Source organism: Streptomyces milbemycinicus (assembly GCF_002154605.1).
Lineage (GTDB): Bacteria > Actinomycetota > Actinomycetes > Streptomycetales > Streptomycetaceae > Streptomyces > Streptomyces milbemycinicus.
The window spans coordinates 1-26,550 of record NZ_MUNE01000056.1 but is presented as its reverse complement, the minus strand read 5'-3'; the positions used below and the strand labels follow the sequence as shown (position 1 = coordinate 26,550).

At 70.2% G+C, this 26,550-nt stretch carries 29 protein-coding genes; 16 read left to right on the top strand and 13 right to left on the bottom strand.

Going from position 1 to position 26,550, the window contains the following annotated elements; translation table 11 throughout:
• Positions 1-114: 114 nt before the first annotated feature.
• Positions 115-792, top strand: coding sequence for a TetR/AcrR family transcriptional regulator (locus CCN51_RS59140; RefSeq protein WP_086859314.1), 678 nt, complete (start codon positions 115-117; stop codon positions 790-792).
• Between the two features lie 88 nt (positions 793-880).
• Here the strand turns inward: CCN51_RS59140 and mctP are convergent, their stop codons facing one another.
• From mctP to CCN51_RS05240, 3 genes are all read right to left on the bottom strand, one after another.
• Positions 881-2,518 (bottom strand): monocarboxylate uptake permease MctP, encoded by a 1,638-nt coding sequence (gene mctP, locus CCN51_RS05250; RefSeq protein WP_014176562.1) that lies wholly within the window; start codon positions 2,516-2,518, stop codon positions 881-883.
• Positions 2,515-2,796: a DUF3311 domain-containing protein gene (locus CCN51_RS05245; protein WP_014176561.1), complete on the bottom strand. Its 282-nt coding sequence runs from the start codon at positions 2,794-2,796 to the stop codon at positions 2,515-2,517. The genes mctP and CCN51_RS05245 overlap by 4 nt, the downstream gene beginning before the upstream one ends.
• 193 nt (positions 2,797-2,989) lie before the next feature.
• Positions 2,990-3,889, bottom strand: coding sequence for a GntR family transcriptional regulator (locus CCN51_RS05240; protein ID WP_014176560.1), 900 nt, complete (start codon positions 3,887-3,889; stop codon positions 2,990-2,992).
• Positions 3,890-4,129: 240 nt separating this feature from the next.
• Here CCN51_RS05240 and CCN51_RS05235 point away from each other — a divergent pair, with 240 nt between their 5' ends.
• The 6 genes from CCN51_RS05235 to CCN51_RS05210 all read left to right on the top strand — a co-directional run bounded on the left by CCN51_RS05235 (position 4,130) and on the right by CCN51_RS05210 (position 11,826).
• A complete protein-coding gene (locus CCN51_RS05235; RefSeq protein WP_043486822.1) occupies positions 4,130-5,401 on the top strand; it encodes an extracellular solute-binding protein in 1,272 nt (423 codons plus the stop codon).
• Between the two features lie 5 nt (positions 5,402-5,406).
• Positions 5,407-6,432, top strand: coding sequence for a carbohydrate ABC transporter permease (locus tag CCN51_RS05230; protein ID WP_014176558.1), 1,026 nt, complete (start codon positions 5,407-5,409; stop codon positions 6,430-6,432).
• A complete protein-coding gene (locus CCN51_RS05225) occupies positions 6,429-7,259 on the top strand; it encodes a carbohydrate ABC transporter permease (RefSeq protein WP_086859312.1) in 831 nt (276 codons plus the stop codon). The genes CCN51_RS05230 and CCN51_RS05225 overlap by 4 nt, the downstream gene beginning before the upstream one ends.
• Positions 7,260-7,268: 9 nt before the next feature.
• Complete coding sequence (locus tag CCN51_RS05220) at positions 7,269-8,843, top strand: glycoside hydrolase family 3 protein (protein ID WP_014176556.1); 1,575 nt, start codon at positions 7,269-7,271, stop codon at positions 8,841-8,843.
• Positions 8,844-8,908: 65 nt separating this feature from the next.
• Positions 8,909-9,979, top strand: coding sequence for an SIS domain-containing protein (locus CCN51_RS05215; protein ID WP_014176555.1), 1,071 nt, complete (start codon positions 8,909-8,911; stop codon positions 9,977-9,979).
• Positions 9,980-10,356: 377 nt separating this feature from the next.
• Positions 10,357-11,826, top strand: a complete 1,470-nt coding sequence (locus CCN51_RS05210) for a sensor histidine kinase (protein WP_086859310.1) — start codon at positions 10,357-10,359, stop codon at positions 11,824-11,826.
• 215 nt (positions 11,827-12,041) lie between these two features.
• On the opposite strand, the gene CCN51_RS05205 is transcribed toward CCN51_RS05210, so the two are convergent.
• Positions 12,042-12,299, bottom strand: coding sequence for a WhiB family transcriptional regulator (locus tag CCN51_RS05205; RefSeq protein WP_003953983.1), 258 nt, complete (start codon positions 12,297-12,299; stop codon positions 12,042-12,044).
• 318 nt (positions 12,300-12,617) lie between these two features.
• Positions 12,618-13,586 carry a diacylglycerol/lipid kinase family protein gene (locus tag CCN51_RS05200; RefSeq protein ID WP_014176553.1) on the bottom strand — a complete coding sequence of 323 codons (969 nt, stop codon included), beginning with the start codon at positions 13,584-13,586 and terminating at the stop codon, positions 12,618-12,620.
• 126 nt (positions 13,587-13,712) lie between these two features.
• Between CCN51_RS05200 and CCN51_RS05195 the strand changes: the two genes are divergently transcribed.
• Positions 13,713-14,210 (top strand): hypothetical protein, encoded by a 498-nt coding sequence (locus tag CCN51_RS05195; protein ID WP_014176552.1) that lies wholly within the window; start codon positions 13,713-13,715, stop codon positions 14,208-14,210.
• A 40-nt stretch (positions 14,211-14,250) separates the two neighbouring features.
• Here CCN51_RS05195 and CCN51_RS05190 read toward each other — a convergent pair whose 3' ends face one another.
• The 3 genes from CCN51_RS05190 to CCN51_RS05180 form a co-directional block, all read right to left on the bottom strand.
• A complete protein-coding gene (locus CCN51_RS05190) occupies positions 14,251-15,135 on the bottom strand; it encodes an RNA polymerase sigma factor SigF (protein WP_043486820.1) in 885 nt (294 codons plus the stop codon).
• A gap of 40 nt (positions 15,136-15,175) precedes the next feature.
• On the bottom strand, positions 15,176-15,589 hold the full coding sequence (locus CCN51_RS05185; protein ID WP_014176550.1) for an ATP-binding protein: 414 nt from the start codon (positions 15,587-15,589) through the stop codon (positions 15,176-15,178).
• Positions 15,590-15,967: 378 nt separating this feature from the next.
• Positions 15,968-16,228 carry a UBP-type zinc finger domain-containing protein gene (locus CCN51_RS05180; RefSeq protein ID WP_014176549.1) on the bottom strand — a complete coding sequence of 87 codons (261 nt, stop codon included), beginning with the start codon at positions 16,226-16,228 and terminating at the stop codon, positions 15,968-15,970.
• Between the two features lie 51 nt (positions 16,229-16,279).
• Here CCN51_RS05180 and CCN51_RS05175 point away from each other — a divergent pair, with 51 nt between their 5' ends.
• Positions 16,280-17,884, top strand: coding sequence for a Na+/H+ antiporter (locus tag CCN51_RS05175; protein ID WP_014176548.1), 1,605 nt, complete (start codon positions 16,280-16,282; stop codon positions 17,882-17,884).
• 77 nt (positions 17,885-17,961) lie between these two features.
• Here the strand turns inward: CCN51_RS05175 and CCN51_RS05170 are convergent, their stop codons facing one another.
• Complete coding sequence (locus CCN51_RS05170; protein WP_014176547.1) at positions 17,962-18,552, bottom strand: peptidoglycan recognition protein family protein; 591 nt, start codon at positions 18,550-18,552, stop codon at positions 17,962-17,964.
• 168 nt (positions 18,553-18,720) lie between these two features.
• Between CCN51_RS05170 and CCN51_RS05165 the strand changes: the two genes are divergently transcribed.
• The 3 genes from CCN51_RS05165 to CCN51_RS05155 all read left to right on the top strand — a co-directional run bounded on the left by CCN51_RS05165 (position 18,721) and on the right by CCN51_RS05155 (position 20,694).
• Positions 18,721-19,632: a glutaminase gene (locus tag CCN51_RS05165; protein ID WP_014176546.1), complete on the top strand. Its 912-nt coding sequence runs from the start codon at positions 18,721-18,723 to the stop codon at positions 19,630-19,632.
• Between the two features lie 77 nt (positions 19,633-19,709).
• Positions 19,710-19,934, top strand: coding sequence for a hypothetical protein (locus CCN51_RS05160; RefSeq protein ID WP_014176545.1), 225 nt, complete (start codon positions 19,710-19,712; stop codon positions 19,932-19,934).
• Positions 19,935-19,953: 19 nt separating this feature from the next.
• Positions 19,954-20,694 carry a helix-turn-helix domain-containing protein gene (locus CCN51_RS05155; RefSeq protein ID WP_043490245.1) on the top strand — a complete coding sequence of 247 codons (741 nt, stop codon included), beginning with the start codon at positions 19,954-19,956 and terminating at the stop codon, positions 20,692-20,694.
• A 39-nt stretch (positions 20,695-20,733) separates the two neighbouring features.
• Here the strand turns inward: CCN51_RS05155 and CCN51_RS05150 are convergent, their stop codons facing one another.
• Positions 20,734-21,132 (bottom strand): VOC family protein, encoded by a 399-nt coding sequence (locus tag CCN51_RS05150; protein WP_043490242.1) that lies wholly within the window; start codon positions 21,130-21,132, stop codon positions 20,734-20,736.
• Between the two features lie 65 nt (positions 21,133-21,197).
• Positions 21,198-22,163, bottom strand: a complete 966-nt coding sequence (locus CCN51_RS05145) for a beta-ketoacyl-ACP synthase III (RefSeq protein ID WP_014176542.1) — start codon at positions 22,161-22,163, stop codon at positions 21,198-21,200.
• 205 nt (positions 22,164-22,368) lie between these two features.
• Here CCN51_RS05145 and CCN51_RS05140 point away from each other — a divergent pair, with 205 nt between their 5' ends.
• The 3 genes from CCN51_RS05140 (at position 22,369) to CCN51_RS05130 (ending at position 24,885) form a co-directional block, all read left to right on the top strand.
• Positions 22,369-23,700: a DUF2330 domain-containing protein gene (locus CCN51_RS05140; protein ID WP_238545371.1), complete on the top strand. Its 1,332-nt coding sequence runs from the start codon at positions 22,369-22,371 to the stop codon at positions 23,698-23,700.
• Between the two features lie 136 nt (positions 23,701-23,836).
• Positions 23,837-24,229, top strand: a complete 393-nt coding sequence (locus tag CCN51_RS05135) for an STAS domain-containing protein (protein WP_014176539.1) — start codon at positions 23,837-23,839, stop codon at positions 24,227-24,229.
• Positions 24,230-24,465: 236 nt separating this feature from the next.
• A complete protein-coding gene (locus CCN51_RS05130) occupies positions 24,466-24,885 on the top strand; it encodes an anti-sigma factor antagonist (RefSeq protein WP_014176538.1) in 420 nt (139 codons plus the stop codon).
• A gap of 46 nt (positions 24,886-24,931) precedes the next feature.
• Here the strand turns inward: CCN51_RS05130 and CCN51_RS05125 are convergent, their stop codons facing one another.
• Together CCN51_RS05125 and snpA are read right to left on the bottom strand one after the other, a co-directional pair.
• Positions 24,932-25,144, bottom strand: a complete 213-nt coding sequence (locus CCN51_RS05125) for a hypothetical protein (protein WP_014176537.1) — start codon at positions 25,142-25,144, stop codon at positions 24,932-24,934.
• A gap of 169 nt (positions 25,145-25,313) precedes the next feature.
• Positions 25,314-25,976 carry a snapalysin gene (gene snpA, locus CCN51_RS05120; protein ID WP_043486816.1) on the bottom strand — a complete coding sequence of 221 codons (663 nt, stop codon included), beginning with the start codon at positions 25,974-25,976 and terminating at the stop codon, positions 25,314-25,316.
• A gap of 282 nt (positions 25,977-26,258) precedes the next feature.
• Here snpA and CCN51_RS05115 point away from each other — a divergent pair.
• Positions 26,259-26,550, top strand: a 292-nt coding sequence (locus CCN51_RS05115; RefSeq protein WP_143675726.1) for a LysR family transcriptional regulator, incomplete at its 3' end; no start/stop codon positions are given.

Here is a 26,550-nt window from a genome sequence, read left to right as displayed (position 1 = left end):
CCTCGGGGGAGTCGCACGCGGCCCAGGCCCAGTGCATGCCGACCCGCTGCGCGAGCCCGCCCCCGACGTTCTCGTCGCCCTCCGCCCACCCCTCCTGCCGCCCCAGCACCCCCCGTGCCCGCCGCCGCCCCCGCCCCCGCGCTCCCGACCCGGGACCGGCTCCTCGACGCCGCCGAGCGGCTTTTCGGCGAACACGGCTTCGCCGCCACCTCGCTGCGGACGGTGACGGTCGCGGCCGACGCCAATGTGGCCGCGGTCAACTACCACTTCGGGTCCAAGGAGGGGCTGCTGCGCGCGGTTGTCGAGCGCGCCATGGCCGCGGTCAACGGCGAGCGCCTGCGCCTGCTGGAGGAGTTGCGCGCCTCCGGCGACCGGCAGCCCACCGTGGAGGAGCTGGTGCGCGCCTTCGTCATGACGGGCGCGCGGCTCGTGGAGCGGAGCGGGGAGCGGGGGGTGTCGGTCGCGCGGTTCCTGGGCCAGGTGATGTCCGAGCCCGACCCCGCGATCCGGCGCCTCTTCGCCACGGAGGTCGGTCCGGCGGAGGGGCAGTACCTCGACGCCTTGCGGGCCGCGCTGCCGCAACTACCCGCGGCGGAGGTCGCGTTCCGCTTCCGTGCCATGGTCGGACTGCTGGGCCTGTATCAGTCGAGCGCCCTCGGCGATCTCCACCCGGGTGACACCGCCGAGATCGTGGCGCCGGCGGGCGACGACGCCGGGCGGCTGGTCACCTTCCTGACCGCGGCCTTCCACGCGCCGCCCACCACCGACGAGCACACCGCCTCACCCGGCTGACGACGACAAGCCGGTGTGCGCGCATACGAACGGGCCGCCGTCCCCATCAAGGAGGACGACGGCCCGTCGATGCGAAGAAGCCGAGGCGTCAGTGGCCGCCGGGGGCGCCCGCCGTGGCCGGGGGGAGGTCCGCCTTGACGCCCGGGTCGCCCGGGTCGCCCGAGTCCGCCTGGTAGTCGGCGGGGGAGGTCTCGTCGATGCCGTCCGGGGCCTTGAGAGCGCGCAGGACGAAGGTGAGGACGACCACCACGGCGACGTTGAGCACAAAGGCGGTGAAGCCGATGTAGCCGATCTCGCCGATGCCGGGGATGTTCGCGACGTTGCCGAAGTGCTTCTGGGTGGCGGCCGGGGTGTCCCACGCCTTCCAGGTGCCGTAGATCATGCCGACCGCCCAGCCGCCCAGCAGCGCCCAGCGATGGAACCAGCGGGTGAACAGGCCGCCCACCAGGGCCGGGAAGGTCTGGAGGATCCAGACGCCGCCCAGCAGCTGGAAGTTGATGGCGACCGTCTTGTCCATGCCGAGGACGAAGATCAGCGCGCCGACCTTGACCAGCAGCGAGACCAGCTTGGAGACCTTGGTCTCCTGCTCGGGCGTGGCGTTGGGCCGGATGAAGTCCTTGTAGATGTTGCGGGTGAACAGGTTCGCCGCGGCGATGGACATGATGGCCGCCGGGACCAGCGCGCCGATGCCGATGGCGGCGAAGGCGACGCCGGCGAACCAGTCCGGGAACATGTCCTCGAACAGCTGCGGGATGGCGAGCTGGTTGTTGTCCACCTTCACACCCGCCGCGATCGCCATGAAGCCGAGCAGCGCCAGCAGGCCCAGCATCAGGGAGTAGAGCGGCAGGATCGTGGTGTTGCGGCGGATCACCTCGCGGCTGCGGCTGGAGAGCGTCGCGGTGATCGAGTGCGGATACATGAACAGCGCGAGCGCCGAGCCGATCGCCAGGGTGCCGTAGGCCCACTGCGCCTTCTCGCCGCTGGCCAGGGCGCCGCGTGGCGCCCCGGTTTTCGGGTTCGGTTCGGAGAACCAGTGGCCCGCCTTGGCGAAGATGTCGTCGAAGCCGCCCAGCTTGATCGGGATGTAGATGATCGCCACCACGATGACGATGTAGATCAGCGCGTCCTTGACGAAGGCGATGAGCGCGGGGGCGCGCAGACCCGAGGAGTAGGTGTACGCGGCGAGCACGCCGAAGGCGATCAGCAGCGGCAGGTCCTTGATGAACCAGTTGGTGTTCTCGCCGCCACCCACGCCCATCACGTCCAGCACGGCCTGGATGCCGACGAGCTGGAGGGCGATGTACGGCATGGTGGCGAGGATGCCGGTGACCGCGACGGCCAGCGACAGGCCCTTGGAGCCGAACCGGCCGCGGACGAAGTCCGAGGTGGTGACGTACCCGTGCTTATGCGACACCGACCACAGCTTGGGCAGGAAGAGGAAGATCAGCGGGTAGACCAGGATGGTGTACGGCACGGCGAAGAAGCCGGACGCGCCCGCCGCGTAGATGGCCGCCGGGACGGCGACGAAGGTGTACGCGGTGTAGAGGTCGCCGCCGAGCAGGAACCAGGTGATCCAGGTGCCGAAGCTGCGGCCGCCCAGACCCCACTCGTCGAGGTTGTTGGCGTTCTCGGCCCGCCGCCAGCGCGCGGCCAGGAAGCCCATGACCGTGACGGCCACGAAGAAGAAGATGAAGACGGCGAGTGCGACGCCGTTGACGTCCTTCATTCCGCCGCACCTCCCTTCTGTGCCGGCTCCGTCGCGCGCAGCGCCCGCTTCTCACGGCGGACCAGGATGTACGCGACCGTCGTCAGCAGGGCCGAGACGGGCACCCAGAGCATCTGGTACCAGTAGAAGAACGGGATACCGATCAAGGTGGGCTCGATCTTGGCGTACGAGCCGACCCACAGCATCCCCACGAAGGGGGCGATCAGGCACAGACCGGCGACGACGCGCGAGGGCGTGACGACCGGTCTCCTGCCTTGCGTACCGGATGTTCCTGACATTGGCGGCTGCTCCGTCCCGCGGCTTAGCCCCTGCGTATGAGACTGATCGTTTGCTTAATGCGCAGGAAATCTAAGCCAGAGGTCAGGCGGACGTCACTACCCGTCCGTATATCGGTATGGGAAAGATAAGGACGTCGGCCGTGGCTCGGGTGGCGTGGGCCGAGCCGTCAGGTGTCGTTCCGGCGGTGTGGGTTCAGCCGTTCGGCCGCTGTAGCCGGGCCACGAACTTGTAGCGGTCCCCGCGGTAGACCGACCGCACCCACTCCACCGGCTCGCCCGCCGCGTCCAGCGAGTGGCGCGAGAGCATCAGCATCGGCAGCCCGACGTCCGTGCCCAGCAGCCCCGCCTCGCGCGGGGTGGCCAGCGAGGTCTCGATGGTCTCCTCGGCCTCCGCGAGGTGGACGTCGTACACCTCGGCCAGGGCCGTATAGAGCGAGGAGTACTTGACCAGGCTGCGGCGCAGCGCGGGGAAGCGCTTCGCCGACAGATGGGTGGTCTCGATGGCCATGGGCTCGCCGCTGGCCAGCCGCAACCGCTCGATGCGCAGCACCCGGCCGCCGGCCGCTATGTCCAGGAGCCCGGCGAGCCGGTCGTCGGCCGTGACATAGCCGATGTCCAGGAGCTGGGAGGTGGGTTCCAGGCCCTGGGCCTTCATGTCCTCGGTGTACGAGGTCAGCTGGAGTGCCTGGGAGACCTTGGGCTTGGCCACGAAGGTGCCCTTGCCCTGGATCCGCTCGAGCCGTCCCTCGACGACCAACTCCTGGAGCGCCTGCCGCACGGTGGTCCGGGAGGTGTCGAACTCGGAGGCGAGGGTGCGCTCGGGAGGGACCGGGGTGCCGGGCGGCAGGGTCTCGGTGATCTCCAGCAAGTGCCGCTTGAGGCGGTAGTACTTGGGCACGCGCGCGGTGCGCGTCCCAGCGGAGCTGTTCCCGGTGCTGTTGCCCGAACTGTTCCCGGTGCTGTTCCCGGTGCTGTTTCCGGCGCTGCTGCCGGAGCCGTGGGCGGAGCGGGTGCCGCCCTCGGCTGTGGCTGTCGTGGCTGTGGTGGCTGTCGTCCCCGTCGCGGCCGCCGCCGTTGCCCCCTCGGTCTCCATCGCGCGCCTTTCCGACCCCTGGTCTGCTGCCGTCACCGGCTCCTCCGTTTTCAGCGGCTCACATCGTGGCATGGCCTCGGCCGTAAGCGGCTGCTCAGCCCGTATGTCGTCAGGTGTCGGTCCGGTAACGGAGCCGATGGCGGCTCTTGGACACCCTTGACACCCCAAAAGGTCTAGGCCAAGCTGCGGGCACTGGTCTAAACCATTAAACCTGTCTTCCGGTCCTTTGGGGAGTGTGCTGTGAAGCGTGGGCTGATAGCGGCGACGGGTGTCGCGGCAATGCTGGTGACCGTCGCGGCCTGCGGGTCCGGCGATGACGACGAGAAGACCGGAGCGGACGGCTTCAAGGGGGAGACGCTCACCGTATGGGCGATGGACGGATCCACCCCCGACGGTTGGACGAAGGACGTCAAGGCGGCGTTTGAGAAGAAGACGGGCGCCAAGCTGAAGCTGGAGGTCCAGCAGTGGAACGGCATTCAGCAGAAGGTGACCACCGCGCTCTCGGAGTCCGATCCGCCGGATGTGATCGAGATCGGCAATACCCAGACCCCGGCGTACGCGCAGACCGGCGGCCTCGCCGAGCTGACCGATCTGAAGGAGTCTGTCGGCGCTGACTGGGCCGACTCCCTTAACAAGTCCGCGGTCTACGACGGCAAGCAGTACGCCGCCCCGTGGTACGCGGCCAACCGCGTGGTGCTCTACAACAAGAAGATCTGGGCGCAGGCCGGGATCAAGGACACCCCCAAGACCCGGACCGAGTTCTTCCAGGATCTCAACGCGATCCAGAAGAAGACGGACGCCGAGCCGATCTATCTACCGGGCCAGAACTGGTACTTCTTCGACGGGTTGACCATCGGCACCGGTGCCGACCTCGTCAAGAAGGAGGGCGACAAGTGGGTCTCCAACCTCGCCGACCCCAAGGTCGCCAAGGCCATGGACATCTACAAGCAGTACCAGTCCTTCAGTAAGGCCCCCAAGGACAAGGACGAGGCCACCCCGCAGCAGGCCGACGTCTTCGCCAAGGGCAAGACCGGCGCCTTCATCGGGATGGGCTGGGAGGCGGCGACCGCGATCAAGGCCAACCCGAAGATCGAGAAGGACATCGGCTACTTCACCATCCCGGGGGAGACCGCCGACAAGCCAGAGGGCGTCTTCCTCGGCGGCTCCAACCTCGCGGTCGCGGCGGGCAGCAAGAAGCAGGAACTCGCCAAGGAGTTTCTGAAGATCGCGCTGTCGGACACCTACGAGGGGCAGCTGGCCAAGGAAGGCGGCGTGATCCCCAACAAGGAGTCGCTGCAGTCCCAGCTCAAGGGCAACGCCGCGGCCGAGGCGGCGGCGCCCGCCGTCGCGGGCGGCGGCACCACCCCGCTGATCCCCGAGTGGGCCCCGGTGGAGAACGCCCCGAACCCGGTCAAGGCCTATATGACCGCCGTGCTGAAGGGTAAGTCCCCGACGGACGCGGCCAAGTCGGTCGAGGACGAGATGAACAAGCGCCTCAGCCAGGAGCAGTAACGGCGATGGCTGTAGCGACCACACGCACCACTCGCAAGGACCCCGGCCGCCCCGCGGCGGCCGGGGTCCCCGGGCGAGGGGCGCCGCCGGGCCGTACGCGTACGGGCGGCGGAACGCCCCCGGGGCGCGGCCGGCTCATCGGCACCGCGCCCTATCTGCTGCTTCTGCCCGCGCTGGCCGCCACCGTGGTGCTGCTGGGCTGGCCGCTGGTGAAGAACGGCATGTTGTCGTTCCAGAACCTCAATATGCGGCAGCTGATCCAGCACCTCACCGAGTGGAACGGCGTCGACAACTACCGCGAGGCGCTGACCAGCGAGGACTTCTGGCGGGTCACGGCCAGATCGGTGGTCTTCACCTCCGTCAACGTCGTGCTGATCATGGTGCTGGGGACGCTGATCGGGCTGCTGCTGGCCCGGCTCGGGACGAAGATGCGGCTGCTGCTGTCGACCGGTCTCGTACTGGCCTGGGCCATGCCGCCGATCGCGGCGACCACCGTCTACCAGTGGCTGTTCGCCGCCCGCTTCGGGGTGGTCAACTGGGTGCTGGACAAGCTCGGCTGGCACTCGATGGCCGACTACAACTGGACCGGCAGCCAGTTCTCGACCTTCTTCGTCATCACCGTCCTCATCGTCTGGCAGTCGATCCCCTTCGTGGCGATCAACCTCTACGCGGCGACCACGACGATCCCCAAGGAGCTGTACGAGGCGGCGGCGCTGGACGGTGCCGGGGCCTGGCGCTCGTTCACCTCCGTGACCCTGCCCTTCCTCAAGCCGTTCCTCCTCGCGACGGTCTTCCTGGAGGTGATCTGGGTCTTCAAGGCGTTCCCGCAGGTCTTCGCGATCAACGAGGGCGGCCCGGACCGGCTCACCGAGACCCTTCCCGTCTATGCGTTCATCGAGGGCGTGGGCAATCAGCACTACGGCATGGGCGCGGCGATCTCGCTGCTGACCATCGTGATCCTGCTGGCCCTGACCTCCTACTACCTTCGGATCGTGCTCAAACAAGAGAAGGATGAGGGGGGCGAGCTGTGAAACGCTCGGCGGCAGGGCGGCTGTGGCCCAATGCGACGGCGATCGTCCTCTTCGTCGCCTTCGCGTTCCCCGTCTACTGGATGTTCAGTACGGCCTTCAAACCGACCTCGGACATCATCTCCGAGGACCCGGTGTGGTTCCCGACCAACGCCACCTTCGAACACTTCAAGACGGCGACGGACGCGGACAACTTCTGGACCCTGGTGCGGAACTCCCTGACCGTCACCGTCTCGGCGGTGGCGCTCTCCCTGGTGCTCGCGCTCCTCGCGTCCTTCGCCCTCGCCCGGATGCGCTTCAAGGGCCGCCGCGGCTTCCTGGTGACGTTCATGATCGCCCAGATGGCGCCCTGGGAAGTCATGGTGATCGCGATCTACATGATCATCCGCGATGGCGAGATGCTGAACAGCCTGGTCCCGCTGACCCTCTTCTACATGGTCATGGTGCTGCCCTTCACCATCCTCACCCTGCGCTCCTATGTTGCCGCCGTGCCCAAGGAGCTGGAGGAGTCCGCGATGGTCGACGGCTGCACCCGGCCGCAGGCGTTCATCCGGGTGATCTTCCCGCTGCTGGCGCCCGGACTGATGGCCACCTCGCTGTTCGGCTTCATCACGGCCTGGAACGAGTTCCCGCTCGTACTCATCCTGAACAAGGATCCCGAGGCCCAGACGCTGCCGCTGTGGCTGTCCAAGTTCCAGACGAACTTCGGCGACGACTGGGGCGCCACCATGGCGGCCGCCTCGCTCTTCGCCATTCCCATCCTGCTTCTCTTCCTGTTCCTGCAACGCAAGGCGGTCGGTGGTCTCACTTCCGGCGCTGTGAAGGGATGATCCTTCTCCATGACGACCCTCGCACGCGGCTTGGACACTCTCACCAGGGACGCCCTGGCGGTTCTGCAACCCGGATTCACCGGCACCACCGCGCCCGACTGGGTGCTGCGGCGGCTCGGTGAAGGACTCGGCTCCGTCGGCATCTTCGGCCGCAACATCACCTCGTCCGAGCAGCTCGCCGCCCTCACCGCCCAGCTGCGGGCCGAACGCGAAGACCTGCTCGTCGCCATCGACGAAGAGGGCGGCGACGTCACCCGTCTTGAGGTGCGGACCGGCTCCTCCTTCCCCGGCAACCTGGCGCTGGGCGCGGTCGACGACACCGCCCTGACCCAGGCCGTGGCCCGCGAGATGGGCCGCCGGCTCGCCGCATGCGGGGTCAACCTCGACTGGGCGCCGTCCGCCGACGTCAACTCCAACCCCGACAACCCGGTCATCGGCGTACGGGCCTTCGGCGCCGACCCGCAGCTCGTGGCCCGCCACACCGCCGCGTACATCCGGGGCCTCCAGGGCGCCGGGGTCGCCGCCTGCACCAAGCACTTCCCCGGGCACGGCGACACCGCCGTCGACTCCCACCACGCCATGCCGCGTATCGACGCCGACCTCGACACCCTCACCGCCCGCGAACTGATCCCCTTCCGGGCCGCCGTGGCCGCCGGCACCAAGGCCGTGATGAGCGCCCACATCCTGGTGCCCGCCCTCGACTCCGCCCTGCCCGCCACCCTCAGCCCGGCCGCGCTGCACGGTCTGCTGCGCGCCCCCGTCAGCGAGGGCGGCCTCGGCTTCGAAGGGCTCATCGTCACCGACGGCATGGAGATGCGGGCCATCTCCGCCGCGTACGGCATCGAACGCGGCAGCGTGCTCGCCATCGCCGCGGGCGCCGACGCGATCTGCGTCGGCGGCGGACTCAGCGACGAGGACACCGTGGTGCGGCTGCGCGACGCGCTGGTGGCCGCGGTACGGGCCGGGGAACTGCCCGAGGCCCGGCTCGCCGACGCCGCGGCCCGGGTGCGCGCCCTCGGCGACTGGGCGCGACAGACCGGAGGGCCGGGCGCGGCAGAGGGGATCGCGCCCGCCCCTGAGGCCGGGCTGCGCGCCGCCCGCCGGGCGCTGCGCGTCACCCCGGGCGACCAGCCGTACGAGCCGCCCACCGGGCCCGCGTTCGTCGCCGCCTTCACCCCCATGGCCAATATCGCCGTCGGCGACGAGACCCCCTGGGGCGTCGCCGCCGAACTGGCCCGGCTGCTGCCCGGCACCGGCACCGCCACCTACGGCCAGCGAGACGCAGAGGGCGCAGAGGGGGCTGCGGACGGCGCGACCGGCGGTGTGCCCGCCTTGATCGCAAATGTACTCGGGAAGGCGGCTGACCGTAGGATCGTCGCAGTGGTACGCGATGTCCACCGCCACCCCTGGATGGCCGACGCCCTGGACACCCTGCTCGCCGCCCGGCCGGACACGGTCGTCGTCGAGATGGGCGTGCCCCAGGCGCCGCCGACCGGGGCGCTGCACATCGCGACTCACGGCGCCGCCCGGGTCTGTGGGCTGGCCGCCGCGGAGGTCATCACCGGCGGCGTGGCCGGGGGATGACGCCACCACCCGGCTCGGCCCGCACCGCGGGCACAGCACAGCACAGCCAACTGGAGGCACCCAGCATGTCCGCCACGACTCCGGCCCAGCACAGCGACCAGCCGGGCCGGATCATGTCCGGGGAGATGGCCGAGCAGCCCGCGGTGCTGCGCCGGATCCTCGACGAGGGCGCGCCCCGCATCCGCGAGATCGCCGAACGCATCGCCGCGCGCAACCCCCGCTTCGTGCTCCTCACCGCGCGGGGCACATCCGACAACGCGGCGCTGTACGCGAAGTATCTGATCGAGGTCCTGCTGGGCAAGCCGTGCGGCCTCACCTCCATGTCCACCACCACCGCGTACGGGGCCGAGCAGGACCTGACCGACGTACTGGTGATCACGGTCAGCCAGTCCGGCGGCTCCCCGGACCTGGTCGCCTCCACCGAGGCCGCCCGCGAGGCCGGCGCGATCACCCTCGCGGTCACCAACAACCCCGACTCCCCGCTGGCCGCCGTCTCCGAATTCCACATCGACGTCCTGGCCGGCCCGGAGAACGCGCTCCCCGCGACCAAGACCTACACCGCCGAACTGCTCGCCCTCTACCTCTTCGTCGAGGGTCTGCGCGGCGGCGACGGCGCGGCCGCCAAGATCCTCCCCGAGCTGGCCCAGCAGATCCTGGACCGCAAGGACGAGGTCAAGCAGCTCGCCGGCCGCTACCGCTTCGCCGAGCGCATGGTCATCACCTCCCGCGGCTACGGCTACCCCACGGCCAAGGAGGCCGCGCTGAAGCTGATGGAGACCAGCTACATCCCGGCGCTGTCCTACTCGGGCGCCGATCTGCTGCACGGCCCGCTCGCCATGGTCGACAACATCTCGCCGGTGATCGCCATCGTCACCGACGGCAAGGGCGGCCAGGCGCTCCAGCCGGTCCTGGAACGGCTGCGCGGCCGCGGTGCGGACCTGGTCGTCATCGGCCCTCAGTCCGAGGTCGACCGGGCCTCGGCGGGCTTCGCGCTGCCCACGGACGGAGTGGCCGAGGAAGTCCAGCCGATCCTGGAGATCCTGCCACTGCAGCTGCTCGCGTACGAGGTGACCATCGCCCGAGGCCAGGACCCCGATGCGCCGCGCGCGCTGGCGAAGGTGACGGAGACCAGGTGAGGCCCTGAGGCCGCCACCCCCCACCGGCTCCCGCGCTTCCCCGCGAAGCGCGGGAGCCTTGTGTTGGGGAGGCCGAGGGGCCGAGCAGTGCGAGGGCGGCAAAAAAGGGGGGAAAACACCCGCGGGCCGCGGCGCCAGAGCGGGACCCTCAACCCGCCCGGCACCGCAGCCCGGAGTTGCATCGGCCGCAGCCGGCCGACCTGAGGCCCCCGGAGCGGTCAGGGCAGAGCACCCCGTGTGCCTCGATCCACCCTCCTGTGCGGGGAGGGCGGAAGATCGTAGTGCGCCCTATTCTGGACTAGACCACTCTCGCCTGTCCACGGCTCTGCGCGGAAAGGCTGAAACGCACGTGCGGGTAGGCTCACAACGTGCCCTCCATGAACGACCTCGTACGCCAGCACACCGCACTCAGCGACTCCGACCTCGAGTGGCTTCACCTGCTGGTATCGGAGTGGCAGCTGCTCTCCGACCTTTCCTTCGCCGATCTCGTCCTGTGGGTCCCCACCCGGGACGGCACCCGCTACGTATCGGTGGCGCAGATGCGCCCCAACACCGGGCCCACCTCCTACCAGGACGACATGGTCGGCCATCTCGCCCCGCGCGGCCGCCGGCCGATGCTCGACGCCGCCCTCGACGAGGGCCGGATCGTCCGGGAGGGCGATCCGGAGTGGCGGGAGGAGGTCCCGGTCCGGGTCGAGTCCATCCCGGTCCGCCGCGAGGGCCGGGTGCTCGGGGTGATCGCCCGTAACACCAATCTGCTGACCGTACGGACCCCCAGCCGGCTCGAGCTCACCTACCTCCAGAGCGCGTCCGATCTCGCGCAGATGATCGCCGCAGGATCGTTTCCCTTCCCCGAGCAGCAGGTCGACATGGACGCCTCGCCCCGCGCGGGCGACGGCCTGATCCGGCTCGACGCGGACGGCGTCGTCCAGTACGCCAGCCCCAACGCCCTGTCCGCCTACCACCGCCTCGGCCTGGCCGCCGACCTGGTCGGCTGCCACCTCGGCCAGACCACCGCCGAACTCGCCCCCGTACGCGGGCCGGTGGACGAGGCGCTGGTCAAGCTGGCGAGCGGCTGGGCGCCGCGCGAGTTCGAGGTGGAGGGCGACGAAGGGGTGATCCAGCTGCGGGCCATCCCGCTCAAGCCCAAGGGCACCCACATCGGTTCGCTCGTCCTGCTCCGGGACGTCACCGAGCTGCGGCGCCGCGAGCGCGAGTTGATCACCAAGGACGCCACCATCCGGGAGATCCACCACCGGGTGAAGAACAACCTCCAGACCGTGGCCGCCCTGCTGCGCCTCCAGGCCCGCCGGATGGACTCCGACCAGGGGAGGGACGCGCTCAACGAGGCGGTACGCAGGGTCGGCTCGATCGCGATCGTGCACGAGACGCTGTCTCAGAATCTGGACGAGCAGGTCGAGTTCGACGAGATCGCCGACCGGGTCCTGGCCATGGTGGCCGAGATATCCCCGGGCAAGGTCACCGGCCATCGCACCGGCCGCTTCGGCATCCTGGAGGCCGAGGTGGCCACCCCGCTGTCCATGGTGCTGACCGAGGTCCTGCAGAACGCGCTGGAACACGGCTTCGGGCCGGGGGAGCAGGGCACGGTCGAGGTGACGGCGGTGCGCTCCGCCACCGGCGGGGAGGGTCGGCTGCTGGTCACCGTCGAGGACGACGGGCGCGGGCTGCCGGAGGGGTTCGACCCGCAGCGGGCGGGAAACCTCGGCCTGCAGATCGTACGCACGCTGGTGGAGGGGGAACTGGGCGGGACGTTCGATATGGTGCCCGCGCCCGAGCGCGGCACCCGAGTCGTCCTGGACATCCCGGTACGGGTGGATAAGCACTGATCCGGTGGCCGGGGCAATTCCCGGATGGGATCGCGTAAGACGGCGTGAGACCTTGAGCACACCACTCACATAGTGAGCAGATAGTGAGCACGCCACTCACATGGTGAGCACAGCACTGAGCCCCGGACCGGGAGTGGTCCGGGGCTCAAAGCTCACGTTGCTGTGCGCATCGGGGTTACTGCGCGCTGCGGCTCGGGGGCCACGGGGTGTGGGCGTCAGGCGCTGGCGTTGCGTGCCCGGTTGCGAGCGGCACGGCGCTTCATCGCGCGGCGCTCGTCCTCGCTGAGTCCACCCCAGACGCCGGAGTCCTGGCCGGACTCAAGCGCCCACTGCAGGCACTGCTCCATGACGGGGCAGCGGCGGCAGACGGCCTTGGCTTCCTCGATCTGCAGCAGCGCAGGACCGGTGTTGCCGATGGGGAAGAACAGCTCGGGGTCTTCCTCGCGGCAAACGGCGTTGTGACGCCAGTCCATGGCTGCTCCATCTCCTCGTGTTGCATGTGGATTGCTTGTGAATGTGAACGCTTTCACGAACCCCTCGACAAGGGTAGGGACGTCAACCAGTTGGGGCTGGTGCGGTCCCGTGGAATGAGGAAGGGGATTCGGGCTCTCAAGGGGGCCTTCTGGAGGCCGTCCCGATCGCCAAGAAGAGATTCGCAAACCTCGGCGGCGGATACAACCCCTTCCGGAAAGTTTTTTTTGATTCCTTGGTGTCGGCTCTGTCACAGCCCTACTTCCGGGGGGTGGAAGCCAGGCTAAACGTTCGACTGGAAGGACTTTTTGCGGTCTCACTCACACAATCACACGCAGTGCACGGCGTACGCCTGTGAACGTCACGCTCGTACGCAGTCCCAGGTGGTCACCGTCCATCTGAAACGGCAGTGGCGCCTGCGATTGCAAGGTGAAGTCCGTCAGGTCGTGCAGGGAGGCCGCATGCTTGCCGCGGGGCCCCCGATCGGGGCTGGAGGTCAGCAGCTGGGTCGCGTACCGGGTGGCCGCCGAGGTGGACAGTTTCGAGAGTCCAAGCACGTCAAGGGCGGTGTCGAAGGATGCGCGCGGCGTGGCGTAGATCGGGCGGTTGCCCAGGAACGTCCAGGGGACGGTGTTGCAGATGATGGCCAGCACCAGTTGTTCGATGGGGTCCTCGTCCGGCCGCTTGAGGGTTATGGTCCCCTCCCGGCGGTGCGGATCGCCGAGGAATTGACGCATCACCTGGCGTATGTAAAGCGCATGGGTCGAGCGCTTACCGCGTTCGCGCTGTTGTTCGACTCGGCCGATCACGCCCGCGTCGAAGCCGAAGCCCGCGCAGAAGGTGAACCAGCGCGCCGGCACCGACTCGTCCGGGGTGCCCGGGGTGCCCCCCGCGAGCCCGAGGCCCACGGTGCGCTCGGTGCCGTCCCGCAGGGCGTCCAGCAGGGCGCCGGTGGCCTCCACGACGTCATTGGGCAGGCCGAGGGCGCGGGCGAAGACATTGGTGGAGCCGCCGGGGACGACGGCCAGACGGGGCAGCCCGTCCGGATCGGGGCCGTGGTGCAGCAGCCCGTTGACCACCTCGTTGACCGTGCCGTCACCGCCGAGGGCGACGACCAGTTCGTGTGTGCCCCCCTCCGCGGCCTGCCGGGCCAGGTCGCGGGCGTGCCCCCGGTACTCCGTGGTCGCCACGTCCAGCTTCAGATCGCTGGCGAGCGCGTGGATCAGGACGTCGCGGGTGCGGGCACTGGTGGTGGTTGCTGCCGGATTGACCACGATGAGCGCGCGCATGCTCAGCAGCCTACCCACTAAGGGTGAATCGGCCGCAATCGCGGCCTGGCCCCGGCCTGGGCGGGCGGCGGCTACGCTGCTGGGGTGAGCAGTAAGAAGTCCGCCACCGCCAAGAAGGCCAGGGCCGTGAAGACGGCCAAGCCGACCGCCCAGGCCAAGGGGACCACTCAGACCAAGGGGACCGGGGGGACCAAGGCCGCCAAGGCCGCCCCCGTCGACGAGGCCCCTTCCGGCCCGCGCCCGACCCGGATCACGGCCGCCGCGATGCTGGCCGCCGCCGAGGCCGTGGTGCTGGTGGGCCTGGGGGTGTATGTACTGATCATGGGGCTGACCGGGGACCCGGAGAGCCCTCAGCAGGCCGAAATGCTCGGCGTGACCGTGCTGGCGCTGGCCGCGCTGCCGCTGGCCGCGGCGCGCGGGCTGTGGCAGCGCCGGCGGTGGAGCCGCGGGCCCGCGATGATCACTCAGCTGATGGCGCTGCCCGTGGCCTGGACGCTGGTGCAGAACGGCGGCGGGCTGATCGCCGTCGGGGTGGCCACCGCCGTCGCGGCCTTCGCCGTCCTGGCGCTGCTGATCAACCCGACGGCGACGGAGGCCCTGGGCATCGGCCCGCGCGACGCCTGACCTTCTCCTCTCGCTCCTCTGCCCTCTCGCTCCTCTGCTCTCACTCCTCTACGAGCAACCGCTCCCGCAGCTGCGCGAGGGTACGGGCCAGCAGTCGCGAGACATGCATCTGCGAGATGCCGACCTCCTGCGCGATCTGCGACTGGGTCATATTGCCGAAGAAGCGCAGCAGCAGGATCTTCTTCTCGCGTGGCGGCAGATCCTCCAGCAGCGGCTTCAGCGACTCGCGGTACTCGACGCCCTCCAGCGCCTCGTCCTCCGCGCCGAGCGTGTCCGCGACCGCCGGGGACTCGTCGTCCGTGTCGGGCACGTCCAGGGACAGCGTGCTGTACGCGTTGGCCGATTCCAGGCCCTCCAGCACCTCCTCCTCGGAGATGCTCAGCTGCTCGGCCAGCTCATGGACCGTGGGGGCGCGGCCGTGCCGCTGGGAGAGCTCTGCGGTGGCCGTGGTCAGCGAGAGCCGCAGCTCCTGCAGCCGACGCGGCACCCGCACCGCCCAGCCCTTGTCGCGGAAGTGCCGCTTGATCTCGCCGACGACCGTGGGGGTCGCATACGTCGAGAACTCCACACCGCGGTCCGGGTCGAACCGGTCCACGGACTTGATCAATCCGATGGTGGCGACCTGGGTGAGGTCGTCCAGCGGCTCGCCGCGGTTGCGGAAGCGCCGCGCCAGGTGCTCCACCAGCGGCAGATGCATCCGCACGAGGGTGTTGCGCAGCTCGGCGCGGGCCGTGGAGCCCTCCGGAAGGCTGCGCAGCTCGACGAACATCGCCCGCGCTCCGCTGCGATCATGCGGATCGGGCTGCTCGCGCCGCTCGTGGTGATGCTGATCCATGTGGTCCGCCCGCTCTGGTCGGTCTCCTGCCGCCTCCGGGTCCGCGGGATGCGGCTGGGCCGGAGGGTGCGGGATGGCCGGGGTACGCACTCCCCGCGATGATGCGGTGCTCACGGAGCCCCCCTTTCCGTCACGGCTGTCCGGGGCCGGCGCCGCGCTCCTTGTACAGGCTGATACTGACCGCGCGGTCCTCGGCGACGGTCGAGTCGACCTTGCCGGCGAGCGCGGAGAGCACTGTCCAGGCGAAGGTGTCGCGCTCGGGGGCGCGCCCGTCGGTGGTCGGAGCCGAGACGGTCACCTGCAGTGCGTCGTCGATCAGGCGGAAGACGCAGCTCAGCACACTGCCAGGCACGGCTTGCTGCAGCAGGATCGCGCACGCCTCGTCGACGGCGATGCGCAGATCCTCGATCTCGTCGAGGGTGAAGTCCAAGCGGGCTGCCAGGCCGGCCGTGGCCGTCCGCAGCACCGACAGGTAGGCACCCTCAGCGGGCAGCCGGACTTCTACGAAGTCCTGGGTCCCGGGCTCGCCTGCGATCTGGGACACCCTCACCTCCAAGGTGACACAAGCTGATTGAGCTGAGCTGATTGGAGCGCCGGTCGTGAGCCCTTATGGTGGAGGGGGTACGGACCGACGCGGCACGTGGTTCGGCTGCGACGCTATCGCGATCTGCGGCTCGGTGTCGCCCGGACGAAGCACGGCCCCCGTCATGGGTGAACGCCGACCCGAAGGTCCTCGATATCACTCAGTGTAAGCACATGAGTACGCACAGTGGCTAGAGGTCTGCGGTCTCAATTCGAAAGAGATGTCGCCTCGTTGAAGGAACCGCAGGTGACAGGCTCCTTTCCGGCCCTCTCCCCGCTGAAGGCATCGCTGCTCGGATCATGAGCAAGGCTAGCTGCCGCACCGGCGATGCGGCAGTCATTAGAGGATCATGTAGTCCACGTAGCACCAGCGCCAGTCCTCGCCGGGCTCGAAGCTGCGCATCACGGGGTGTCCGGTCTCCTTGTAGTGCTCGGTGGCGTGCTGGAACGGCGATGAGTCGCAGCAGCCCACATGCCCGCAGGACAGACACAGCCGCAACTGCACCGGGTGGCTCTCCACGGCCAGGCACTCCCGGCAGGTGTCGTACCTGGGCTCCGGTTCGGGCACCGGAAGCTCGGGAACATGCGGACACTCGTTCATGATTGCCAGACTAGTCCGACGACGACTACCACCATCGGGACGGGCTGGTTCATGGACGTATTTCCACTGCTGGCGCTGGTCGCGGGCAGCGCGGCCGTCGCGGGCGCGGCCCGCCGCACACCGGTGCCCGCCCCGCTGCTGCTGGTCGCCGTCGGGCTTATCGCCTCGTATGTGCCCGGGGTGCCCGAGTACACGCTCGACCCGCATATCGTGCTGCCCCTCGTACTGCCGCCCCTGCTGCACACGGCGGCGCTCGACAGTTCGTACCTGGACCTGCGCGCCAACATCCGTTCCGTCGCCCTGCTGTCGATCGGATATGTGCTCTTCGCGACCCTCGTGGTCGGCTGGCTCGCCTATCTGCTGGTGCCGGACCTGCCGCTGACCGCCGCGCTCGTCCTGGGCGCGGTCATCGCCCCGCCGGACGCGGTGGCGGCGACGGCCATCGCCCGGCGCGTCGGCCTGCCCTCCCGCGTGACCACCGTCCTCCAGGGCGAGTCCCTGGTCAACGACGCCACGGCCATCACCGCCTACAAGGTGGCGCTGGCCGCGGCGGTCGGCGAGGGGGCCACCTGGGCAGGGGGCCTGCGGGAATTCGCCCTCGCGGCCGTCGGCGGCGTCGGGGTCGGTCTGATCCTGATGGTGCCGCTGCACTGGCTGCGCACCCATCTGCGCGATCCGCTGCTGCAGAACACCCTCTCGCTGCTCATCCCCTTCGTCGCCTACTTGGCGGCCGAACAGGTCCACGCCTCGGGCGTGCTCGCGGTCGTCGTGGTCGCCCTCTACCTCGGGCACCACTCCTGGCAGGTCGACTTCGCCACCAGGCTCCAGGAGTCGGCGGTGTGGAAGATGATCGCCTTCGTGCTGGAGTCCGCGGTGTTCGCCCTGATCGGGCTGCAGCTGCCGGTCGTGCTGCGGGGCCTGGGCGAGTACGGGGCCGGCCAGGCGGGCTGGTACGCGGCCATGCTCTTCCTCGCGGTCGTGTGCGTACGCTTCCTCTGGGTCTTCCCGGCGGCCTTCCTGCCCCGGGCGCTGTCCCGCCGGATCCGCGAGCGGGAGCCGGAGACCGACTGGACCGCGCCGGTCATCGTCGGCTGGGCCGGGATGCGCGGGGTGGTCTCGCTGGCCATCGCCTTCTCGATCCCAATGACCGTGCACGGCGGACTCCCCTTCCCGGCTCGTAACCTCATCCTCTTTCTGACCTTTACGACCGTCATCGGCACCCTCGTCATCCAAGGGCTCACCCTGCCCACGCTGATCCGGCTGCTGCCCGTGCCCGGCCGTGACGTCCAGGCCGAGACCCTGGCGGAGGCGCAGGCGCAGAACGAGGCGTCCCGGGCCGCCGAGCGCCGCCTCGACGAACTCCTCGCCGACGAGCGCAACGCCCTGCCCCAGCCGCTCGCCGACCGGCTCCGCGCGGTGCTGGAGCGGCGGCGCAACGCGGTATGGGAACGGCTGGGGGCGGTGAACGAGGTGACGGGGGAGTCGGCCGACGACACCTACCGCAGACTGGCCCGCGACGTGATCGGCGCCGAGCGCGCGGTGTTCGTGGAACTCCGCGACGCCCGGCGGATCGACGACGAGATGCTGCGGACGCTGCTGCGCAGGCTGGACCTGGAGGAGGCGACGGCCTACCGGGAGGAGAACACGGACGGCTAGCCACGACGGCCGCCGGCCGGTCGATGGCCGACGGCCCCTCGCTCGCGCCGGCCGTTTCTGCCCGTCGCCTCAGCCGGTCACTTCAGCCGGTCGCGGATGCGCGCCCGCATCGAGGCCATGGTGAAGCCGCGCGGGTCCGTCTTGCCCGGCTGCCATTCGAGATGGCCGATCACCGAGCGCTCCGTCCAGCCATGATGGCGGCAGATCGCCGCCGCGGCCCGCTCGATCGCCTCCAGTTGGGCCTCCGGCCAGGGGTCCTTTCCGTCGCCGAGGTTTTCGCATTCGAAGCCGTAGAAACAGCGATTGCCGTCCGTGTTCGCCTCGTTGTCCGGAGGCAGGGCCTTCTCGGCGATCACGGCGCGCAGCACCTCGTCGTCGCCGAGCCCCGCGTGGTTGGCGCGGCCGTAGCCGACCAGGTGCACCCCGCCGTCCTTGGCGATCACGCCATGGCACAGCGGACCGGGCAGCGCTTCGAAGCCGTCCCGGCAGATCCGTACGGTCAGATCGGTGCCCGAGGTGACCGTGTGGTGGATCATGACGCCGTGCACCTCGCCCCAGGGCCCCTTGTGGTTTCTGTTGTGGTGCCGCCAGTCCCCGACCTGCACCACCCGCAGGCCCTCTCGCTGCAGAGCCGCCAAGAAGTCCCCTGCGGACATGGGTGAGGCCATGGCCGCCTCCGTTCGCGTCGTGCGGGGCCGCCCACCGCGGCCCGACTGTCACCCCCTGCATACCCACGAAAACACTCGGTGATGAATCCCTGGTGCAATCGAAGTGGGGCACTCCGGTTATGGTGCGTTCCGATCCGCTCGACGATGCGCAGGAAGAAGCACGCCACCATGGACTACCAGGGACTTCTGGAGGAGGTCGCGACCCACGTCGCACCACATATCGGCCAGGGCGAGGTGGCCCAGTACATCCCCGCGCTGGCCTCGGTGGACCCGCGCCGGTTCGGCATCGCGGTCGCGGACGTGGACGGCACGGTGACCGGGGTCGGCGACTGGGAGGTCCCCTTCTCCGTACAGAGCATCTCCAAGGCGTTCAGCCTCGCGCTCGTCCTCGAACAGGACGGCGAGCGGATCTGGCGCCGGGTCGGCCGGGAGCCGTCCGGCAACCCCTTCAACTCCCTGGTGCAGCTGGAGTACGAGAACGGCATCCCGCGCAATCCGTTCATCAACGCCGGCGCCCTGGTCGTCACCGACCGGCTGCAGACCCTGACCGGCGACGCCAGCACGACCATGCTGGAGTTCCTGCGCGCCGAGAGCGGCAACCCCGACCTCGCCTTCGACCAGGCCGTCGCCGCCTCCGAGTCCGAGCACGGCGACCGCAACGCCGCCCTCGCGCACTTCATGGCGAGCTACGGCAACCTCGACAATCCCGTCACCACCGTCCTGGAGCACTACTTCTGGCAGTGCTCGATCGAGATGAGCTGCCGCGACCTGGCCGTCGCGGGCGGCTTCCTGGCCCGGCACGGGCTGCGCGCGGACGGCTCCCGGCTGCTGTCGCCGCGCCAGGCGAAGCGGATCAACGCGGTCATGCTCACCTGCGGTACGTACGACGCGGCGGGCGACTTCGCCTACCGCGTCGGCCTGCCCGGCAAGAGCGGCGTCGGCGGCGGCATCGTCGCGGTGATACCCGGCCGGTGCACGCTGTGCGTCTGGAGCCCGGGGCTCGACGCGCGGGGCAACTCGGTGGCCGGGATGGCGGCGCTCGACCACTTCACGACGCTGACCGGCTGGTCGGTTTTCTAGGCGTGCCCGGGCGTGATGGTGCCCGCTGGCCAACGGCCGCCGCGGGCGGGACCATGGAGAGAGCAGGAGGTGTACGCATGCAGCACGAGATGCGCGCCGAATACGAGGAGGGCAGCTCCGGGCGGGTGGCCGCCGCGCCGGTCAAGATCTGGCACATGGTCCGCGCCAACGGCACGACCGCGATGTGCGGGCGCGAGCTGGACCCGGATGCCGAGACGCAGTCGGCGGAGGTCTGGGCCACGGACGACTCGGTGCCCTTCTGTCATTCCTGTGGCGCGATGTATCTGCGCGAGGTTCCCTGACGAGGTGCTGTACCAGGAGCTGTACCAGGAGTGGGGATCCAGGCCGCTGGGCGGCCGGGCGGTGGTGTGGTCCCGTACCGCCGGGGCCGGGCCGCAACGGGTGCTGCCGGACGGCTGCACCGATTTGATCTGGAGCTCCGCAGATCCGGCTGCTCCGGCCGCCCCGGACGGGGAGCTGTTCGTGGCCGGCCCCGACACCCGGGCCCACCTCGCCCAGGGCTCGCCGGGCGCCCGCTGGGTCGGACTGCGGTTCGCCCCCGGCGCCGGCCCCGATGTGCTCGGGGTGCCCGCGTGCGAACTGCGGGACCAGCGGGTGCCGTTGGCGGCGCTGTGGCCGGACGCCGAGGTGCGGCGGCTCACCGAGCGGCTGGCGGAGGAGGCGGCCCGCGGCGGTACGGGTCCTCATGGGGTCGGCCGGCTCCTGGAGGCCGTCGCGCTGGACCGGCTGCGCCGTGCGGAGCCGCCCGATCCGGCGGTCGGGGCGGTCGTCGCGGGGCTCTCCGGCGGCCGGTCCGTGGCGGAGGTGGCCGCGGCGGTGGGCCTCGGGGAGCGGCAGCTGCACCGGCGGTCGCTCGCGGCGTTCGGCTACGGCCCCAAGACGCTGGCCCGGGTCCTGCGGCTGAACCGCGCGCTGGACGCGGCCCGGGTGGGGACGGCCTTCGCCGAGGTCGCGGCCGTCACCGGATACGCCGACCAGGCCCATCTCGCACGCGAGGTCAGGGCGCTGACCGGGGTGCCGCTGGGCCGGCTGCTGACCTAGGCCCAATGCCGGTGCGCCCCGCCTCCGGCCCGCCTGCGGTCAGTCGGCCAGGGGCGCGAACAGGTCGACGCCGTTGCCGTCCGGGTCGAGGACGGTCGCGTAGCGGTGGCCCCAGAACGCGTCCCACGGCTCCTTGTATCCGCGCGCGCCCGCCTTGATCAGCTCGGCGTACGTCCTGTCCACGTCCGCCGGGCTGTCGCAGGCGAAGGCGAGCCCGATCTGTCCCGACCCGCCGGATGACGGCGTCCAGTCGGGGTCGAAGGAGCGGACCGTCTCGATGGGGTCCCACATCAGGCGCAGCCCGCCGGGCAGGGTCGCCTCGACATGCGGCTGGGTGTCGGCGTCGGCGGGAATGTCCAGACCGAGGCGTCGATAGAAGGCGAGAGACGCGGCCAGGTCGGTGACGACGAGGCCGATGGCGTCGAATCGTGCTGTCATGCGGGCAGCGTAGGCACGCGGGCGGCCGCCGGTCTTGAACGAATCGGACGCGGCGGGCCGCGCGCTCATGGGCAGCGGATGACCTGACCCGCGTACGACAGATTGCCGCCGAAGCCGAAGAGCAGCACCGGCGCGCCCGGAGCGATCTCCCGCCGCTCGACCAGTTTGGACAGCGCGAGCGGCACGCTGGCCGCCGAGGTGTTGCCGGAGTCGACGACATCGCGTGCGATGACCGCGTTCGTGGCGCCGAGCTTGCGCGCGACCGGCTCGATGATCCGCAGGTTCGCCTGGTGCAGCACCACCCCGGCCAGCTCCTCGGGGGTGATCCCGGCCCGTGTGCACACCTCGCGCGCGATGGGCGGCAGTTGGGTGGTGGCCCAGCGGTAGACGGCCTGGCCCTCCTGCGAGAAGCGGGGCGGGGTGCCCTCGATACGTACGGCGTGGCCCATCTCGGGCACCGAGCCCCAGACCACCGGACCGATCCCCGGGACGCCGTCCCCGTCCGCCCCCTGTGGCCGGTCATCGGCCACCACGACCGCCGCGCCGGCGCCGTCGCCGAGCAGCACGCAGCTGGAGCGGTCGGTCCAGTCGGCCGCCTCGGTGAACTTGTCGGCGCCGATGACCAGGGCGGCGGTGGCCGCCCCGGCCCGGATGGTGTGGTCGGCGGTGGCCAGGGCGTGGGTGAAGCCCGCGCACACCACATTGACGTCCAAGGTGGCGGGGGAGCCGAGACCGAGCCGGGCGGCGACGCGGGCCGCCATATTGGGGCTGCGGTCGATCGCCGTGGACGTGGCGACGATCACGAGGTCGATGTCGGCGGATGCGAGCCCGCTCGCGGCGAGCGCCTTGCTGGCCGCCGCGGCGGCCATCTCGTCCACCGTCTCGTCCGCGCGGGCGATGTGCCGGGTGCGGATCCCGACCCGGGTGCGGATCCATTCGTCGCTGGTGTCGACGATGGCGGCCAGATCGTCGTTGGTGAGCACCCTCGCGGGCTGGTAGTGGCCGACGGCGGCTATGCGTGAACCCGTCATCTCTGCCCCTTCGCGCGGGTGTCGTCCATCCGGCCGTCGCCCGGATATGCGGGGTGGGCGGCGCCCGGTCGGGCTATGCGGCCCAGTCTTATGGGGCGCACGGGCCCCGCGCGCGCCGTTACGTACCAACATTGCGCCTCGAGATCTGGAGCTTTCCACCTTTCCAGCCAAGGAACCGGATCCCTCGTTGCCACCGTCTGAGGACATGTCCGCCGGTCAGGCGGGTACGGGCACGGTGAACATCACGGTGATACGCGGTATGGCCGAGCTGGAGCCGCGGGCGGGGGAGTGCGGAGTGCGGTACGTCGGGGGACGGATATCGCGGCCGGGGTGGCAGCGGACCTGGCTGGTGGTGCTGGCGCTGGTGTCGATCCAGCTCGGATCACTGGTCTGGCCGGCGTACGCCTGCGGCTGCGGCGGGTTGGTGCCCGGCCGGAACACCACCGTGGCGGTGGCGCGGGAGACATCGGTGGTGCGCTGGGACGGCCACACCGAGGAGATCATCATGAGCCTGACCGTGGGCGGCGACGCCCACGAGGCGGCGTGGATCATGCCGGTGCCGAACCGGGCGACGGTCCGGCTCGGGGATCGCGCCCTGTTCGACGAGGTGGGCGAGGTCACCGCGCCGGCGCACCGGACGCGCCACTACTTCTGGCCGAGGACGGGCGACTGGCCCTTCGACGACCGAAAGATCCGATACGTGGATGGGGCCGGGGCCGGGGCGGGCGCCCCGCCGAGCGCGCCCCCGCGCGTGGGTGTCGTCGGCCGTGAACGGCTCGGCCCGTTCGACGTCGCCCGGCTCACCGCGACCGACCCGGACGCGCTGCGCGACTGGCTGGAGAAGCACGGCTTCCAGCTGCCGGACCGGCTGGCGGACGGGCTCAAGCCGTACGTACGCGCCAAGTGGGAGTACGTGGCGGTGCGCCTGGCGCCCGCGGCGGTCGCCGACCGGGGCGACGGGGCCAAGGACGTGCTGGGCGGGACGCTCGACCCGCTGTGGCTCACCTTCGACTCGAACCGTCTGATCTATCCCATGCGGCTGTCGCGGCTGGCGAAGACGCCGCAGAACCTCGAGCTGTACGTCCTGGCGCCGCACCGTATGGAGCCGCGCGGTGACATCGGGGGCGGGGCGCCGCGGGTGACCTACGCCGGGTGGGTCACCCCGGGGCAGGCGCCGCGGGGTGACCTGGCGGAGCTGGCGGGGAAGCGGATGTTCCTGACGAGCTTCCAGCAGTCGTTTCCGCGACCGGAACTCATCTATGGGGACCATGAGTTCCGGCGGGCGGAGAAGGACGACACCTATCAGCGCGTCACGTACGACCACGAGCTGCTGACCATCGGGGGCGTCCCCGCGTGGCTGCTGACCGTGGGCGGCGGCCTGCTGGCCGTGCCGGCCGCCGCGCTCACGCTGCTGATGGCGGCCAGGCGGCGCAGGCGGGCGGCGCGTTTCTGGGGGCCGGGAGGCCCGCCCGGGCCGGGGGACTCACCGGGGTATCCGCAGCACCTGTCGCCGGGTCAGGACAGCTTGCCGTCGTAGTGCGGGGGCGTTGTTCATGACGCCACCGCACATACGCCAACGACACTTGCCCGCCCGTTCGTTGACTGGTGGGCGGATAGATGGGTATGTCATGTACTGACGGGGTCGCGCCTCCATTCACCCCAAGGGGGCTTTCATGTTTGACGATCGGCCCGCATTCGGTGTGCGTGTGCGTGTGCTCGGCGGCGTCACGGTGGCTGAGATCACCGGTGAGCTGGACATCTTCGCCGCGGCGAGGATCTCCCCCCGGCTCGATTCCCTCGCCCGGGAGGCGCGGCCGAACCTGGTCCTGGACCTGCGGATGGTGACGTTCCTCGACTGTGCCGGGGTGTCCCTGCTGTGCCGCCTGCGCAATCGCGCGCTGGAGCGCGGCGGGCGGCTGCGGCTGGTGATCGTCGACCCGCGGTTCACCCGGCTGCTGCGGATGGTCCGGCTCGAGGACGCCTTCGAGGTCGTGGACGACCTGGCGCTGGCGGTCGCGCGGTCCGGGGAGGTGAGCGCCGGAGGGAGCAACGGCGTCATCGCCTGAACCGTCGCAAGCATGGTCCGACCAAGTGTCAATAGTAAGAACAGAAATTCACTCGTACGAGCGCATTTACTCTGGGAAATATGGGGTGCCTACCTCCGTAACCGGCGGTCACCCCTCTACGCTCGCGGCACGTCACCCAGGACCCGGTGGTATCCGCCCCGATGCAGACTGTGCCCGCTTCCGGGAGCCTATCGATGGTGAAAGGGGGCAGTGTGCCGTTCCGAGGTGATTTCGCGATGACGCAGCAAGGCGCTCCCCGTCGGGAGGCGCCTCCGCCTGCCGCGATCACCCCCGAGCGCTTCCGCGCCGACCGGAGCGCGACGCCTCACGCCTGCGCGTACGGCGTCGGCGGATACACGGTCGTGGAGCTCCACGGCGAGATCGACATCGTCGGCCGGGAGTGCGTCGGCCTGGAGCTGGACCGGGCCACCTCCCCGCCCGCGCCCTCCGTCGTCATCGACCTGACCCCGACGTGCTTCTTCGACTGCTCGGGGCTGGAGCTGGTGTGCCGCGCCTACCGCCGGGTGCGGGACCGCGGCGGCCGGCTGCGGGTGGTCTGCGACAGTCCGCTGATCCTGCGCACGCTGCGGGTGGGCGGGCTGCTGGACGTGGTGTGCCCGGTGCCGACGCTGGCGGACGCGTTACGGGACGACTGACGGGCGGGACCGGGGCTGGGGGCTGGGGCTCCCGGGTCCGTACCGCTCAGGCTCGCCGCTTCCGGCCGGAGCCGACGCGGTGGCCAGGCCGCCGGCGGCTGAGGAGGCGATGGTGCCGCAGGGGGCGTTGTCCGGGCGGGGTGTCGCCGTAGCGCAGAGCGGAGACCCGATTGCCGTGCTGGGCGTTGAGCCGGTGGATGACCACCACGCCCACGACGATCAGCGCGGCGATCACGGCCACGGTGACGACGGTCTCCATGGTGCTCACTCCCCGCGGCCGGACCCCAGCCCCAGGGGAATCCGGCCGGTATGTGCGAAATGCTCTCGGTGCCTTTACCGTACTCCCGGCGGACACCGGACCGCACCCGGCGTGCAGCGGGTGCCGGGTGCGGTGCGAGGTGCGGTGCGAGGTGCTGGTGATGGTGGGGCTATCGGGCGCTCACCTCGAGCGTCTTGGCGAGGCCGGCCAGGCCGTTCGCCCACAGCTGGTTCACCCTGCTGATCTCGGCCGCGTTGGGCTGTGAGTTCTTGCAGGACGTGCCCGGCCCGCCGCCGGACATCAGCTCGCTGCACGGACCCGAGTAGTGGTCGGGCAGTCCGAGCACGTGGCCGGTCTCGTGCGCGGTGACACGGGTGGAGTCGTACTGCTGGTTCTGTGCGTAGTCCAGGAAGATGTAGCCGCTGCCATGGCCGTCCGTGCTCGCGTACGAGCCGGCGGGGTCGTTGCCCTCGCGGTACTCGAAGTCGGCGTTGCTGCCCTCCTGGAGCTTCACATTGCTGACCGAGGAGTTCCAGATCTGGGTGGAGCGGGCTATCACGGACTTGAAGCTCGGGGCCCTGCTCGTGCTGTAGGTGACGGTGACGGCCTGCGTGCCGGGCACCACGCCCCGCTTGGCCAGCACCGACTTGATCACGGCCTGGAGGAAGGCGTCGGTGTCGCCCCGGCTCTCGCCGCTCGCGACGTATCCGGACTTGGCGGTGTGGCTGACGGTGCCGCTGTCGGGTGCGGCGGCGGAGGCGGGTACGGCGGACAGGGTCGAGGCCAGGCCGAGGCCCAGGGTGGCCACGAGCGCAGACGTGGAGAATCTCATGTGGGGGGCTCCTCATCGTCCGTCAGGCCGCGGCCGGCCGCCGTGGTGTGGGGTGGCGGGCCGAGGCCGTGGGATGAACGCTTGGTGCCCCGAAGTCTTGGTGAGATCCGGCGCTACGCGGAGATACCAACAGGCGATAGCACCATCACATAGCCCCCGCACTCCGCCGCATTTCCGGCCGTCCCCATGACGTGACCGACCGCCAATTGGCCGCCCGGGATGTGGTGTTCGTGTGGGTTGAGTGTCTGGTGTGACGTCCTGATGCCCCGTTAAGCTCGCGCCGTGGAGCTCGAGGTCAGGCACCTTCGCGCACTGTGCGCCATCGCCGACACCGGCAGCTTACGGAAGGCCGCACGGCAACTGGGCATGAGCCAGCCCTCGTTGACGACTCAGCTCAGGCGCATCGAGAACGCCATCGGCGGTTCGCTGTTCTCGCGTGAACTCACCGGCAGCCGGCCGACCCCGCTCGGACGCTCCGTGCTGTGCCGGGCCCGGCCCATCGTGGCCGAGATGAACGCCCTGGTCGCCGAGGCCAAACAGGAGGCCGGCCGGGCCACCGGCGCCCGGCTGCGGG